14 protein-coding genes are annotated in these 13,884 nt (G+C 70.1%); 8 read left to right on the top strand and 6 right to left on the bottom strand.

The features are described from left to right. The first annotated feature begins 78 nt into the window (after nucleotides 1-78). The 6 genes from ACTOWY_RS26255 (at nucleotide 79) to ACTOWY_RS26230 (ending at nucleotide 6,070) form a co-directional block, all read left to right on the top strand. A complete protein-coding gene (locus ACTOWY_RS26255; RefSeq protein ID WP_441312319.1) occupies nucleotides 79-1,671 on the top strand; it encodes a protein kinase family protein in 1,593 nt (530 codons plus the stop codon). 44 nt (nucleotides 1,672-1,715) lie between these two features. Beyond that, on the top strand, nucleotides 1,716-2,333 hold the full coding sequence (gene sigM, locus ACTOWY_RS26250) for an RNA polymerase sigma factor SigM (protein ID WP_441312318.1): 618 nt from the start codon (nucleotides 1,716-1,718) through the stop codon (nucleotides 2,331-2,333). Continuing rightward, on the top strand, nucleotides 2,330-3,163 hold the full coding sequence (locus tag ACTOWY_RS26245) for a hypothetical protein (RefSeq protein ID WP_441312317.1): 834 nt from the start codon (nucleotides 2,330-2,332) through the stop codon (nucleotides 3,161-3,163). Before sigM ends, ACTOWY_RS26245 begins: the two co-directional genes overlap by 4 nt. A 102-nt stretch (nucleotides 3,164-3,265) precedes the next feature. Continuing rightward, nucleotides 3,266-4,234, top strand: coding sequence for a thioredoxin-disulfide reductase (gene trxB / locus ACTOWY_RS26240; RefSeq protein WP_441312316.1), 969 nt, complete (start codon nucleotides 3,266-3,268; stop codon nucleotides 4,232-4,234). Between the two features lie 46 nt (nucleotides 4,235-4,280). Next, a complete protein-coding gene (trxA, locus tag ACTOWY_RS26235; RefSeq protein WP_441312315.1) occupies nucleotides 4,281-4,616 on the top strand; it encodes a thioredoxin in 336 nt (111 codons plus the stop codon). Between the two features lie 299 nt (nucleotides 4,617-4,915). Next, nucleotides 4,916-6,070, top strand: a complete 1,155-nt coding sequence (locus tag ACTOWY_RS26230; protein WP_441312314.1) for an N-acetylmuramoyl-L-alanine amidase — start codon at nucleotides 4,916-4,918, stop codon at nucleotides 6,068-6,070. A gap of 60 nt (nucleotides 6,071-6,130) precedes the next feature. On the opposite strand, the gene ACTOWY_RS26225 is transcribed toward ACTOWY_RS26230, so the two are convergent. Beyond that, entirely contained in the window at nucleotides 6,131-6,766 is a 636-nt protein-coding gene (locus ACTOWY_RS26225; protein WP_247765879.1) for a GNAT family N-acetyltransferase, read from the bottom strand. Nucleotides 6,767-6,928: 162 nt separating this feature from the next. On the opposite strand from ACTOWY_RS26225, the gene ACTOWY_RS26220 reads away from it, so the two are divergent. After that, the gene (locus ACTOWY_RS26220; protein WP_441312313.1) at nucleotides 6,929-8,278 is read left to right on the top strand and encodes an aminotransferase-like domain-containing protein; all 1,350 of its coding nucleotides are present in this window, start codon (nucleotides 6,929-6,931) and stop codon (nucleotides 8,276-8,278) included. A gap of 88 nt (nucleotides 8,279-8,366) precedes the next feature. Beyond that, nucleotides 8,367-9,314, top strand: a complete 948-nt coding sequence (locus tag ACTOWY_RS26215; RefSeq protein WP_441312312.1) for a D-alanine--D-alanine ligase family protein — start codon at nucleotides 8,367-8,369, stop codon at nucleotides 9,312-9,314. 52 nt (nucleotides 9,315-9,366) lie between these two features. On the opposite strand, the gene ACTOWY_RS26210 is transcribed toward ACTOWY_RS26215, so the two are convergent. The 5 genes from ACTOWY_RS26210 to yidC all read right to left on the bottom strand — a co-directional run bounded on the left by ACTOWY_RS26210 (nucleotide 9,367) and on the right by yidC (nucleotide 13,884). Further along, on the bottom strand, nucleotides 9,367-10,338 hold the full coding sequence (locus tag ACTOWY_RS26210; RefSeq protein ID WP_247765882.1) for a ParB/RepB/Spo0J family partition protein: 972 nt from the start codon (nucleotides 10,336-10,338) through the stop codon (nucleotides 9,367-9,369). Continuing rightward, entirely contained in the window at nucleotides 10,335-11,318 is a 984-nt protein-coding gene (locus tag ACTOWY_RS26205) for a ParA family protein (protein WP_247765883.1), read from the bottom strand. The genes ACTOWY_RS26210 and ACTOWY_RS26205 overlap by 4 nt, the downstream gene beginning before the upstream one ends. Then, on the bottom strand, nucleotides 11,315-12,004 hold the full coding sequence (gene rsmG, locus ACTOWY_RS26200) for a 16S rRNA (guanine(527)-N(7))-methyltransferase RsmG (RefSeq protein WP_441312460.1): 690 nt from the start codon (nucleotides 12,002-12,004) through the stop codon (nucleotides 11,315-11,317). Before rsmG ends, ACTOWY_RS26205 begins: the two co-directional genes overlap by 4 nt. Before the next feature lie 245 nt (nucleotides 12,005-12,249). Continuing rightward, on the bottom strand, nucleotides 12,250-12,780 hold the full coding sequence (locus tag ACTOWY_RS26195) for a Jag family protein (protein ID WP_247765885.1): 531 nt from the start codon (nucleotides 12,778-12,780) through the stop codon (nucleotides 12,250-12,252). Between the two features lie 27 nt (nucleotides 12,781-12,807). Continuing rightward, nucleotides 12,808-13,884: a membrane protein insertase YidC gene (yidC, locus tag ACTOWY_RS26190; RefSeq protein ID WP_441312311.1), complete on the bottom strand. Its 1,077-nt coding sequence runs from the start codon at nucleotides 13,882-13,884 to the stop codon at nucleotides 12,808-12,810.

Below are 13,884 nucleotides of genomic sequence, written 5' to 3'. Positions count from 1 at the left end.
CCGTACCCTCGACCGGGAGCACCAGCACGCGGTCAGGGGTCGCGACCGTAGACGACGTGCGGAACGGGAGAAAGCTCGGTGAGTGGGACGCCGGATTACACGGCGCCGCACGGGAATCCAGCCGGCGGCGCGGTAGGTGCTGCCGCCTTCGTTCCGGGTGCGACGCTCGGTGACGGCCGCTACCGCCTGTTGTCACTGGCGGGCCAGGATCCGCGCGGCCCTGCCCAGTTCTGGCGGGCCAGGGACAACGCGCTGGGACGTGACGTTGCTCTCACCGTGCTGCTCGGCGACGTCTCGGACGAGCGCACCGCCGCCCGTGCCCGGCGCACCCTGGAACGCGCCACCCATTCCGCTGGCTTCACCCACCCCGGTGTCTCCCGGACCCTGGACGTGCTCTGGCCCGGCCAAGGGGTCAACCCGCGGGACGGCGTGTTCGGCATCGTGGTGGCCGAGTGGACCCAGGGCACCGACCTGCTGGACCTGATCACCGAGGGCCCGCTGCCCTCGGGCACCGCCTCCCGGCTGCTGGAGCCGCTGGCCGCCGCGGTGGAGACCGCGCACCACGCAGGCCTGGTGCTGGGCGTTGACCACCCGCAGCGGCTGCGGGTCACCCCGGACGGCAAGCTGCGGCTGGCCTTCCCCGGCCCCAGGGCCGAGGTGACCGCCCGCGAGGACGTCCGCGGACTCGGCGCCACCCTGTACCTGATGCTGACCTGCCGCTGGGCCCTGGACGGCGGCCCCATCGGCCTGCCATCGGCGCCCACCGGCCCGGACGGCACCGTGGTCTCCCCGCAGACCCTGCACCCGGCCGTGCCGCACGAGCTGTCCACGGTCGCCGTGCGCAGCCTGGAGGACACCAGCGTCGGCGGCCTGCGCACCGGCGCGGCCATCCTGCGGGTGCTCGAGCACACCGCGGCCGCCGAGGCCGAGGCCGCCGCGCTGCGTGCCCAGGAGGCCGCGCTCACCGAGTCCTACCCGGCGCTGGCCACCGATGAGGACGACAAGCGGGACGAGAAGAGCAGGCGGCGCAAGCTCGCCGTCGGCATGACGCTGCTGACCATGGCCACCGCGGGCATCCTCGCCTGGGCCGGACTGTCGGTGATCGGCATGTTCTCCACCCCGGAGACCCGGTCCGGCCCCACCGTGGCGCTCACGCCCACCACGCCTCCGCCGCCGGGCCAGACCAGCAGCACCCAGCCGAGCACGCCCACCAGCGAGCAGCCCCAGTCCGGTGGCACCGTGGACGTGGCCAGCGTGAACGTCTACAACGTGCAGGGCGAGCCGGACAACCCGCACCGGATCAAGCGAGTGGTCGACGGCGATCCGCGCTCGACCTGGAAGACCATGACCTACCGCCAGCAGTTCCCCAGGGGCAAGCCGGGCGTGGGCATCATGATCACCCTGGCCGAGGCGGCCAAGCTGGCCAAGGTCGTCATCGACTCGCCCAGCGGCGGCACCAAGATCGAGGTGCGCAGCGCGCCCTCGGGCAGCGCCGATCTGGACGAGACCACGGTGCTGGGCACCGGGACCCTGCAGAAGGGCGACACCGAGATCAGCCTGGAAGCCGGTGACGCCACGAAGTTCGTGTTGCTGTGGATCACCGGTCTGGGTGGCAGCGGCGACCGCAACGTCTCCGAGCTGTCCGAACTGACCTTCGTCCGTGCCGGGTGAACGCCCGTCATAGGCACGGATGAGCTGACGCTATTCTCTGCCGCGTGACAGCCGCGGCTAGCTCGGACGGGGACCTTATAGCGGCCCATGCTGCTGGCGACCCACACGCGTTCACCGAACTTGTGCGGCGTCACCGGGATCGCATGTGGGCGGTGGCCCTGCGGACATTGCGTGATCCGGAGGAAGCGGCCGACGCGCTGCAGGAGGCGTTCATCTCCGCCTTCCGCGCCGCGGCCTCCTTCCGCGCCGAGTCACAGGTGTCCACCTGGTTGCACCGGATCGTGGTGAACGCATGCCTCGACCGGGTGAGGCGCCGCCAGGCCCGGCCGACCGTGCCGATGCCCGAGGAGCCGCACCGCGAACCGGTGGCGCCCAGGGACGTGATGGACGAGCGGGTCACCTCGCTGGCCGTCCAGGACGCCCTCGCCGAGCTGCCTGCGGAGCAACGCGCGCCGATCATCCTGGTGGATGTGCAGGGATACTCGGTAGCCGAGTCCGCGCAGATCCTGGGAATCGCCGAAGGTACCGTGAAGAGCAGATGTGCTCGCGGTAGGGCGAAGCTGGCGAAACTTCTCGGGCACCTGCGGAACCCCGATGCAAGTGCGAACGTCTCACCTGACGCTGGAGCAATGGCACCGCGGCGTCCACGGGAGGGACGATGACCACCAACGAGCGCCGGCCCGGTGTGCCGGACGGCCCGCCGTGGTCTGTTGATCTCATCGCCGATCTGCACGCCGGGGTCCTGGACCCCGCTGTGGCCGCGCACCTGCGGCCCAGGATCGAAGCTGACCCACAGGCGCGGGAGATCCTGGCCGCGCTGGATGAGACGCAGGCCGAACTCGCCGCCCTGCCCCCGCTGCGCATGCCCGAGCACGTGGCGAGCCGGATCGAGGCGGCGATCGAGAACGAGGTGCGGCTGGCCATGGCCGCCCGCCCCGGCGCGGCCCCACTGGCCCCGCCCGCACCCCCACAGTTCCACCAGCAGCCACCGCAGCCGCAGCCCATGGCCCAGGTGGTCGACCTTGCCTCCGCCCGCCGCAGACGCAACAAGACCATCGGCTGGGGCATCGGCGCGGTGGCCGGCCTGGCCGCGGCCACCGGCCTGATCTTCGCCACGCTGCCGGGTCAGCAGCCCACCGTCGGCACCGCCCAGCCCACCAGCGGCGTGACCAGCCCATCCACCCCGGATGACGGGGTGCTGGCGCTGAAGGGTTCGGACCTGGACGGCAAGTCGGTGCCCCCTGGCGTCGGCGGCGCCAAGGACTTCGGCCCGCTGAGCGATCCGGCCAAGCGGAAGACCTGCCTGGCCGCGCACAAGGTGCCGGCTGGCCAGGACGCGATCGCCGGTCGCCGGGTCACCCTGGACGGCAAGCCGGGCGTGCTGATGGTGGTGCTCACCACCGTTCCCGGCCGGACCAGGATCCTGGTCGTCGGCCCGGACTGCTCGGCGGAGAGCCCCTCGCTGCTGAAGGACATCACGGTCGGCAAGTAGTTCAGGTGTGACGTCGGAGTCACCTGGGAACAGCCGCACCTAGGATCGCGTTGTGCCGGTACGAAGCCGGCATACGTCGACTCAGGGCACGGAGGTCCCCAGGTGTCATCGCAGGTACGAAACCTGATCGTGGTGGGCTCCGGTCCAGCTGGATACACCGCGGCCACCTACGCGGCGCGGGCGCAGCTCAACCCCCTGATCTTCGAGGGCACCCAGTTCGGCGGCGCGCTGATGACCACCACCGAGGTGGAGAACTACCCGGGGTTCAAGGACGGGATCATGGGTCCCGACCTGATGGAGCAGATGCGCGCCCAGGCCGAGCGCTTCGGCGCCGAGCTGCGGGCCGAGGACGTCGAGGCCGTCGACCTGTCCGGGCCGGTCAAGACGGTCACCGCGAACGGGGTCACCTACCAGGCCAAGGCCGTGGTGCTGGCCATGGGCGCGGCCGCCCGCTACCTGGACGTGCCCGGTGAGCAGCGCCTGCTCGGCCGCGGCGTGTCCTCCTGCGCCACCTGCGACGGATTCTTCTTCCGGGACCAGGACATCGCGGTGATCGGCGGTGGCGACTCCGCGATGGAGGAGGCCACCTTCCTGACCAGGTTCGCCCGGTCGGTGACGATCATCCACCGGCGGCAGGAGTTCCGCGCCTCCAAGATCATGCTGGCGCGGGCCCAGGCCAACGAGAAGATCCGCTGGCTGCTGGACACCAAGGTCACCGAGGTGCTCGGGGAGACCTCCGTCACCGGCGTGCGGGTGCAGAGCGCCGTCACCGGCGAGGAGACCGTACTGCCGCTGACCGGCTTCTTCGTCGCGGTCGGCCACGACCCGCGCTCGGCGCTGGTCAAGGGCCAGATCACCACCGACGACGAGGGCTACGTGCAGGTCGCCGCGCCCGGCACCGCCACCAACCTGGACGGCGTGTTCGCCGCGGGCGACCTGGTCGACCACACCTACCGCCAGGCGATCACCGCCGCCGGCTCCGGCTGTGCCGCGGCCATGGACGCCGAGCGCTGGCTGGCCAGGCAGGAAGCGGCCGAACCCGAGACCGTCACGGCGGCCGCGAGCCACTGAGCACCCCGCAGACCCGATTCACCTGCCCCCCAACCAAGGAGTGACGATGGGCAACAACACCAAGGTCGTGTCCGACGCGACTTTCGCCGAGGACGTCCTGCAGAGCGAGAAGCCAGTGCTGGTGGACTTCTGGGCGACCTGGTGTGGACCGTGCAAGATGGTCGCCCCGGTGCTCGACGAGATCGCGGGCGAGCACGCCGACAAGATCACCATCGTCAAGCTCGACATCGACGCCAACCCGTCGACCGCGCGGGACTACCAGATCATGTCGGTGCCGACCATGATGCTCTTCCAGGGCGGCAAGCCGGTGAAGACCATCGTGGGCGCCAAGCCGAAGGCGGCCATCCTCAACGACCTCGTCGACGTCATCCCGGCGACGTGATCTAAGTCCTATGCCGGACCCCGCGCCCGTGCCCTGACCTGTGCGATGAGTCAGTTCAGGTGAACCTGGCGTAAAGTCCCCTGCTGGATCGTGCAACCCCGGTTCGCGGTTCTTCGTCATCCTGATGAGTGGTTCTGCCACCAGGACGACGGATCCGAGATCCGGGGTTGTGCTTTTTGGTGGCCGAACGACTGCTGGGAGTAGCCCCGCACGTGGCTGCTCGGACCGCAAGGCACAATAGGACGTCTCTAACTGTGCGCCGAAATGATTTTCCGGCGCCCGAGTCATGCGAGGGGTGCATGCTGCTGCTCCGCCGGGGTGATGACGGTCCAGCCGTCGCCGAGATCCGGGCGACTCTCGTGAAGCTGGGCCTGCTACCGGCCACCAACGGCCACGCCAGGCCCACGAACTTCGATGGCGAGGTCGAGCACGCAGTCCGCTCTTTCCAGCAGCAACGCGGGCTGATCACGGACGGCATCGTCGGCCCCAACACCTACCGCGCGCTCACCGATGCCCGCTGGCAGCTCGGTGACCGCAACCTCGCCTACCTGATCTCCCAGCCGATGAGCGGCGACGACGTGCTCACCCTGCAGCAGCGACTGCTGGAGCTGGGCTTCAACGCCGGCCGCGCGGACGGTCTCTTCGGCCACCAGACCGAGCACGCGCTGCGCAACTTCCAGCGCGACTACGGCCTGGCCGTGGACGGCATGTGCGGACCCGGCACGCTGCGCGCGCTGCGCCAGCTCGCGCCGAAGGTCCGCGGCGGACGTCCGGTGTTCCTGCGGGAACAGGAACACCTGCACCGGTCCGGCCCGCGCCTGTCCGGCAAGCGGATCGTGATCGACCCCGGTCACGGTGGCGGCGACCGGGGCATCGTGGTGGACGGGGTGGCCGAGGCCGACCTGATGTGGGACCTGGCCAGGCGGCTGGAGGGCCGGATGGTGGCCACCGGCATGGAGGCCCTGCTCTCCAGGAGCCCGCAGGTGTGCCCGCCGGAGTCCGACCGCGCCCAGTTCGCCAACAACGCCAACGCGGACCTGTTCCTGTCCCTGCACTCGGACGCGAACGCCTCCCCGCACGCCCGCGGCGTGGCCACCTTCCACTTCGGCAGCAGTGGCCACGGCACCAGCTCCACCGTCGGTGAGGCCCTGGCCGGGTTCATCCAGCGCGAGCTGACCGCCCGCACCGGCATGCTGGACTGCGGCACCCACCCCAAGACCTGGGACTCGCTGCGGCTGACCCGCTGCACCGCGGTCCGGGTGGAGACCGGTTACCTGACCAACCCGGAGGACCGCCGCCGCCTGCTCGACCCGGCGTTCCGGGACGTGGTGGCCGAGGGCATCCTGGTCGCGGTGAAGCGGCTGTACCTGCTGGGCAAGAACGACCAGCCCACCGGCACGTTCACCTTCGACGACCTGCTCAAGTACGAGCTGTCCAAGGCCGAAACGGCCTGACCCAGCCAACGAGAAAGGCCCCCGACCCGGAAACCCGGTCGGGGGCCTTTCTCGTGAGTCTCAGACGGGCCGGAAGCTCGGCTCCTTGGTGGCGGTGGCGCTGATGGAGACCGTGCCCAGCAGCCGCTCCAGCGCCGCCTCCACGTCTTCCTTCCAGGTCAGCGCGGTCCGCAGCTCAAGACGCATCCGCGGCCACTTCGGGTGCGGGCGCACGGTCTTGAACCCGACGCTGAGCAGGAAGTCCGCGGGCAGCACGCAGTTGGGCTCATCCGGGGTGGCATCGCCGAAGGCCTCGATCGCCTTCACCCCGCGCCGGGTCAGATCCTTGGCCACCGCCTGCACCAGCACCCGGCCCAGGCCGCCACCGGTGAACTCGGGCAGCACCTGCAACGCGGTGATCAGCACCGCGTCCGGGCTGGCCGGTGAGGTGGGGAAGGTGGAGGCCCTGGGCACCACGCTGGGCGGGGCGTAGAGCACATGCCCGGCAGGCACCCCGTCGGCGTAGATGATCCGGCCGCAGGAACCCCACTCCAGCAGGACCGCGGAGATCCAGGCTTCCTTGTCGAACTCGGTCTGGCCGAACTCCTCCGACTGCTCCTTCATATGCGGAGCCAGCTCCCAGAACACACAGCCCCGGGAATGCCGGGACAGGTGGTCGAGGTTGTCCAGCGTGACGCCGACTACGCGTCGCGACACCTGACCTCCCAGCAAGAACGGCATGCCCGCGCACCACGGGCACCGTGAACCAGCATAGGCGCAGCGCACCGGCTTCGACAGGGAGGCCGGATCACACTCGGCGCCATCGCTCCTGCCGGCGGCCTAGACTGACTCGGACGATCGCCGATACCGGAGCGCGCCATGAACCTACCTGCCCCCAAGCCCGAACAGCAAAATCCGTCCGCTGTCCCGGCCGCGGCGGCAGCGGGGCGCAGCCTGGACACCCACCTGCGGCGCTACGCGGCGCGCACGGCCGGCATGACGGCATCGGAGATCAGGGCCCTGTTCGCGGTGGCCAGCAGGCCCGAGGTGGTCTCCCTGGCCGGTGGCATGCCCTACCTGGCCGCGCTGCCACTGGAGACGCTCTCCGCCGATGTGGCGCAGTTGCTGGCCACCGAGGGCCAGACCGCGCTGCAGTACGGCTCGGCCCAGGGCATCCCGGCACTGCGTGAGCAGATCTGCCAGATCATGGCCCTGGAGGGCATCTCGGCCCACCCGGACGACGTCACGGTCACCGTGGGCTCGCAGTCCGGACTGGACATGGTCACCCGGATCTTCTGCGATCCCGGCGACGTGGTGGTGGCCGAGGCCCCGTCCTATGTGGGCGCGCTGGGCACCTTCACCGCCTACCAGGCCGAGGTCGTGCACGTCCCGCTGGACGACGAGGGCCTGATCCCGGCGGAGCTGGAGCGCACGCTGAGCGCGCTGGCCGCGGCCGGGCGGCGGGTGAAGTTCCTGTACACGATCCCGAACTTCCACAACCCGGCAGGCGTGACCCTGGCGGTGCACCGGCGGGCCGAGGTGCTGGAGATCTGCGCCCGGCACGGCGTGCTGGTGATCGAGGACAACCCGTACGGGATGCTCGGCTTCGACGGCCAGACCTACCCGGCGCTGCGCTCGATGGAGTCGGAGAACGTGGTCTACCTCGGCTCGTTCTCCAAGACCTTCGCGCCGGGCCTGCGGGTCGGCTGGGCGCTGGCCCCGCACGCGGTGCGGGAGAAGCTGGTGCTGGCCGCCGAATCGGCCACGCTGTGCCCGCCCACCTTCACCCAGGCCGTGGTGTCCCGCTACCTGGCCCAGCACGACTGGATGGGCCAGATCAAGACCTACCGCGAGGTGTACCGGGAACGCCGGGACGCCATGCTCGGCGCGCTGGCGGCGCACCTGCCAGCGGGCTGCCGCTGGACCAAACCGGACGGTGGCTTCTACGTGTGGCTGACCGTGCCGGAAGGCATTGACACCAAGGCGATGCTGCCGCGCGCGGTCACCCAGCGGGTGGCCTTCGTGCCGGGCACCGCCTTCTTCGGCGACGGCACCGGCAACAGCCAGTTGCGGCTGTCCTTCTGCTACCCGACGCCGGAGCGGATCCGGGAGGGCGTGCGCAGGCTGGCCACCGTGCTGGAGGGCGAGCTGGAGCTGATCAGCACCTTCGGCCAGGTGGTCCGCCGCCAGCCGACGGGCCCGCAGTCGCCGTCCCCGGACACGGCCTGACCGGCCTTATCCCGCAACGTTCGCACCGACGGTCCACTGTGGACAATCACAGTGGACCGTCGGCACTTTCCAGGCGAGGAGCTGTGCAGTGTCTGATCGTTGGGTCGCGGTACTGGCCGGTGGGCTGTCCCATGAGCGGGAGGTCTCGCTGCGGTCGGGCCGCAGGCTCTCCGCCGCGCTGCGCGAGACCGGGCTGACCGTGGAGGAGTGGGACGCCGACGGCGCGCTGCTGGAGCGGCTGCGGCAGCACCGGCCGGATGCCGCGGTGGTGGCGCTGCACGGCGGCGAGGGCGAGAACGGCGCGGTGCAGTCGGTGCTGGAGATGCTCGGTGTGCCCTACGTGGGCACCGACCCGAGGGCCTGCCGCCGGGCCTGGGACAAGCCGACCGCCAAGGGCGAGCTGGCCAGGGCCGGGCTGAGCACGCCGGACTGGGTGGTGCTGCCGCACAGCACGTTCCGGGTGCTCGGCGCGCAGGCGGTGCTGGACGCGCTGGTCGACCGGCTCGGCCTGCCGCTGATGCTCAAGCCGGACCAGGGCGGCTCCGCGCTGGGCGCGACCGTGGTGCGGGACGCCGCGGATCTGCCTGCCGCGATGGTGGACTGCCTGGCCTACGGGGACACCGTGCTCGCGGAGACCTACGTTGCGGGCGTTGAGGTGGCCGTGGCGGTCGTGGACACCGCCGAGGGGCCCCTGGCCCTGCCGGCGGTGGAGATCCAGCCGGAGAACGGCGTGTACGACTACTCGGCCCGGTACACCGCGGGACTCACCACGTTCCACGCCCCGGCCCGGCTCTCGCCGGAGACCCAGCGGACGGTGGGGGAGCTGGCGGTGGCCGCGCACCAGTTGCTCGGCCTCCGTGACATCTCCCGGACCGACGCGATCGTGACGCCGGATGGCACGGCGCACTTCCTGGAAGTGAATGTCTCGCCGGGACTCACCGAGACCTCACTGCTGCCGATGGCGGTGGAGGCCGCCGGGCGCTCGCTCGGTGAGGTGTTCGGCACCCTGGTCGAGCGAGCGCTCGCCCGCAGCTGATTGGCGTTTCCATCCGAAAACGTCACCGTGACATAAGTCGGCAATACCCTGGCTAGTCGCTCTGCTGTGACCGTTTTGCCCCGTTATGTCCCATCAGCTCCACGATGCGCTCAAGATCGTCCACAGAGCCGAATTCGAGCACGATCCGGCCCTTGCGGCGGCCGAGTTCAACCTTGACCCGGGTGTCGAAGGCGTCGGACAGTTTCTCCGCCAGGTCCTGCAGACCGGGGGCCTGGATCGGCTTGCGCGCGGCGGGCTTGGCCTTGGCCGGTTGCTCGCTCTTGGCGAGCACCACGGCCTCCTCGGTCGCCCGGACCGACAACCCCTCGGCGATGATCTTGGCGGCCAGGTCCTCCTGGCGGCCAGGGTCGTCCAGGCCGAGCAGCGCGCGGGCGTGTCCGGCGGAGAGCACACCGGCGGCGACCCGGCGCTGCACGGGGAGGGGCAGCTTCAGCAGCCGGATGGTGTTGGTGATCACCGGGCGGCTGCGGCCGATCCGGCCGGCCAGCTCCTCGTGGGTGACCTCGAACTCCTCCAGCAGCTGCTGGTAGGCGGCCGCCTCTTCCAACGGGTTGAGCTGCACCCGGTGGATGTTCTCCAGCAACGCGTCCCGCAGCATCGCCTCATCGGCGGTCTGCCGGACGATGGCCGGGATCCGGTCCAGCCCCGCCAGCTGCGTCGCCCGCAGGCGCCGCTCACCCATGACGAGTTCGTACTGACCCTTGCCCAGCTCCCGCACCACGACCGGCTGCATGAGCCCGAACTCGCGGATCGAGTGCTCCAGCTCGGACAGCGCGTCCTCGTCGAAGACGTGCCGGGGCTGCTTCGGGTTCGGCTTGATCGCCGCGGTCGGCACCTCGCGGTAGACCGCACCGGCCACCGAGGTCTCCGGCTCCACCTCACCCTTGGTCCTGGCCGCCACCGCGGTGGCGGCGGGGGAGGAGGCACCCGCCGCGCCGGGCGGCGGGCCACTGGGGATCAGTGCGGCGAGACCTCGGCCGAGCCCGCCCTTTCGTTCTGTCATGTGGTTCCCATCTCGGCGCCGCGTACGGCGAGTTCCTTGGCTGCGTCGAGGTAGCTCATCGCGCCCCGCGAACCCGGGTCGTAGGTGATGATCGTCTGCCCGAAGCCGGGCGCCTCGGACACCTTCACGCTACGAGGGATCACGGTCTTGAGGACGCGTTCCTGGAAGTGGTTGCGCACCTCGGTGGTCACCTGGTCGGCCAGCTTGGTGCGGCCGTCGTACATGGTGAGCAGGATGGTGGACACGTCCAGGTCCGGGTTCAGATGCTGCTGCACCAGCTCGATGTTGCCGAGCAGCTGGCTCAGCCCCTCCAGCGCGTAGTACTCGCACTGGATCGGGATGAGCACCTCCTGCGCCGCCACCATCGCGTTCAGCGTGAGCAGGCCGAGCGAGGGCGGGCAGTCGATGAAGACGTAGTCGGGCTGCAGGGAGTCCAGCGCCTCGGGGGAGAGGGCTTCCTTGAGCCGGGACTCCCGGGCGGCCATCGAGACCAGTTCGATCTCGGCGCCGGCCAGGTCGATGGTCGCCGGGACGCACACCAGGTTGTCCGTCTGGTTGCTCGGCGCGGCCGCGTCAGCGAGCGAGATCTCGCCGATCAGCACCTCGTAGATGGAGGGGGTGCCGGACCGATGCTCGACGCCCAGGGCGGTGCTCGCGTTGCCCTGCGGGTCGAGGTCGATCACCAGCACCTTGAGGTGGTGCAGGGCGAGTGCGGCGGCCAGGTTCACCGTGCTGGTGGTCTTACCGACGCCGCCCTTCTGGTTGGCCACGGTGAGCACGCGGCGACGGGCCGGGCGGGGCAACTGCAGGGCGTCGGGGTGCAGCACGCGAGTAGCGCGCTCGGCTTCCTCGGCAATGGGGGTCCACACGGGGATCTCCTCGGGCACGTGGGATGTCACCGAATCCGGTGCGAGTGTTTCACGTGGAACGTGGGCCGTTTCGCGCTCCGAATGTGAAAACTGGGGCGACTCCGGCCTCATCCCCGATCCTTCCTTCTCCGGCGCTTCCCGTCACGCCCTGGAGCGCGATCGACCACAACTACCGTCGTCGGCACCTCAAGAACCCCTTCCCCGCAGACCACAATCCGTCCGTTCACGCCCCCGACCGCCGCCACCGCCTGCTCGTCCCGCTCAAGCTCCTCCGCCGCACTCGACCCCTTGAGCGCCAGCAGCTGCCCCTCGGGCCGAGCCAACGGCAGACACCACCCGGCCAGCTTCGCCAGCGGCGCGACAGCGCGTGCAGTCACTACATCGGCACCAGCGAGCTGTTCCCGAACGGCCTTCTCCTCAGCACGTCCCCGAACCACCTCGACATCGAGGTCCAGCTCCTCGACCACCTCGGTCAGCCAGGCGACCCGGCGAGCCATCGGCTCCAGCAGGGTGATGGACACATCGGGCCGAGCGATCGCCATCGGCAGGCCGGGCAGCCCGGCCCCGGAGCCGACGTCGACCACGGACACCGAGGGCGGCAGCAGGTCGGCCACCACGGCGGAGTTGAGCATGTGCCGATCCCAGACCCGTTCGACCTCGCGAGGCCCGATCAGCCCCCGCTCCACCCCGTGCTCGATCAGCAGGTCGGCGAACCGCACTGCCAGCTCAAGCCGATCCCCGAACACCCGCGCCGCCAGCTCCGGCACCGGCACCGTTTCACGTGAAACCACGCCCACTCCCCATCCCTTCAGTCGCCGTTTCACGTGAAACGACCACCCAAACCCAGACGCCCAATAAGACCACGAACCACTACTCGCTCCCGCCACACCCGGCCGCGCACCCATCCCCGGATCCCCACAACCAACCCGCGCCTCCCACTCACCGCTGTCCAACCGTCGATCTCCCCACCTCGCTAACCCGCCCACCCAAAACAAAACGCCCGGCCGAGGAAGCCCCGGCCGGGCGTTCTGCGTGTGCTTGGTCAGCTGGTCGGGAAGACCACCACGCGGCGGTGCGGCTCCTCGCCCTCGCTCTCGCTGTGCACCCCGGTGACCGCGGCGACCGCGTCGTGCACGACCTTCCGCTCGAACGGGGTCATGGTGCGCAGGCGGATCGGCTTGGTCGTCTCCAGCACCTTCTCCGCGGTCGACTTGCCCAGCTCGCTCAGCTCGGCGCGGCGGTCGGCGCGCCACTGGGCCACGTCGAGCATCAGGCGGCTGCGGCTGCCGGTGGACTGCTGGACCGCGAGGCGGGTCAGCTCCTGGAGGGATTCCAGGACCTCACCGCGGCGACCGACGAGCTTCTCCAGGTCTTCGCCGCCGTCGATGCTCACGATCGCGCGGCCCGCTTCGACGTCCAGGTCGATGTCGCCGTCGTAGTCGAGCAGGTCGAGCAGCTTTTCCAGGTAGTCGCCCGCGACGTCGCCTTCGCGCACCAGCAGGCTCTCGTCGTTACCGGCGTCCGGAGTAGCGGCGTCCGCTTCCTGTTCGGTCGCCTGCAAGGTCTCCGACACGGTGTCTCCTTCCATATTGCAGTCGCCTCAGCGGCGCTTGCGGGTCTGCTTCTTGCCCGTCGACCGGCTCTGGATGATCCCGGGGACCTCACCGGGCTTGGGGGCGGCGGAGTCCGTGGACTTGGCCGCGTCCGAACCGTTGCGCGGGGCAGTGCTCTTCTCCGACCCGGTTGAGGCGGAGGTGTCCTTGTTCTTGTCGGCCGAGGAGGTGGCAGGCGGGGCGGTGTTGGCCGGGCGCTTGCGCACCGGCTTCTGACCGGGCTGCGGCTTCTGGCCGGGCTTGGGGCCGATGTTCTGCCGCTTCTCGATGGCGGCGGCCTTCTTCTCGTCTTCCTCGCGGTCGATGCGGTGGTACACCACGTACTGCTGACCGAGGGTCCAGGTGTTGTTGCTCAGCCAGTAGAGCAGCATCGCGACCGGGAAGAACGGGCCACCGACGAGCACCGCGAGCGGGAACAAGTACAGCATCAGCTTGTTCATCATCGCCGACTGCGGGTTGGCCGCCGCGGTCGCCGACTGGCGGGCCACCGAGTGCCGCGCGGTCAGGTGGGTCAGCGCCGAGGCCAGCACCATGAGCGGGATCGCCAGCAGCAGCAGGGCGGTGCGGTCGGTGCCGATGGTGGCCAGGTCCGCGCCGCTCATCCGGATCGCGGCGGAGAGGTTCACGCCGAACAGCTTCGAGGCGAGGAAGGAGCTGACCTCGGGCTGGCCGAAGATGTAGTTGCTCGTGGCGCCGGGCTTGAAGCCCTGGAGCACGTTGAGCAGACCGAGGAACACCGGCATCTGGACCAGCATCGGCAGGCAGCCGCCCAGCGGGTTGAACCCGCCCTCGGCCTGGAGCTTCTGCATCTCCTGGGCCATGCGCTGCTTGTCGTTGCCGTACTTCTCGCGAAGCTTGGCGAGCTGGGGCTGGAACTCCGCCATCTTGCGCATCGAGCGCACCTGCTTGACGAACGGCTTGAACAGCAGCCCGCGCAGGGTGAACACGAGGAGCATCACCGACAGGGCCCAGTTCACCCCGCTGGTCTCCGGGATGACATAGCTGAGCACCTTGTGCCAGAACCACATGATGGCTGACACGGGGTAGTTGATGAAGTCGAGCAC

The sequence above is a fragment of the Crossiella sp. CA198 genome (assembly GCF_052078295.1).
In the GTDB taxonomy this organism is placed as follows: domain Bacteria; phylum Actinomycetota; class Actinomycetes; order Mycobacteriales; family Pseudonocardiaceae; genus Crossiella.
Note: the sequence above shows the minus strand (reverse complement) of the source record. Positions and strands in the feature narration are given on the sequence as shown.

What these genes read in the sequence shown, in the direction of transcription:
- ACTOWY_RS26245 (WP_441312317.1), top strand. Translation starts at nt 2,330, where the DNA reads ATGACCACCAACGAGCGCCGGCCCGGTGTGCCGGACGGCCCGCCGTGG.
- ACTOWY_RS26210 (WP_247765882.1), bottom strand. Translation starts at nt 10,338, where the DNA reads ATGACAGAACGAAAGGGCGGGCTCGGCCGAGGTCTCGCCGCACTGATC.
- ACTOWY_RS26230 (WP_441312314.1), top strand. Translation starts at nt 4,916, where the DNA reads ATGCTGCTGCTCCGCCGGGGTGATGACGGTCCAGCCGTCGCCGAGATC.
- trxA (WP_441312315.1), top strand. Translation starts at nt 4,281, where the DNA reads ATGGGCAACAACACCAAGGTCGTGTCCGACGCGACTTTCGCCGAGGAC.
- ACTOWY_RS26205 (WP_247765883.1), bottom strand. Translation starts at nt 11,318, where the DNA reads ATGAGGCCGGAGTCGCCCCAGTTTTCACATTCGGAGCGCGAAACGGCC.
- ACTOWY_RS26220 (WP_441312313.1), top strand. Translation starts at nt 6,929, where the DNA reads ATGAACCTACCTGCCCCCAAGCCCGAACAGCAAAATCCGTCCGCTGTC.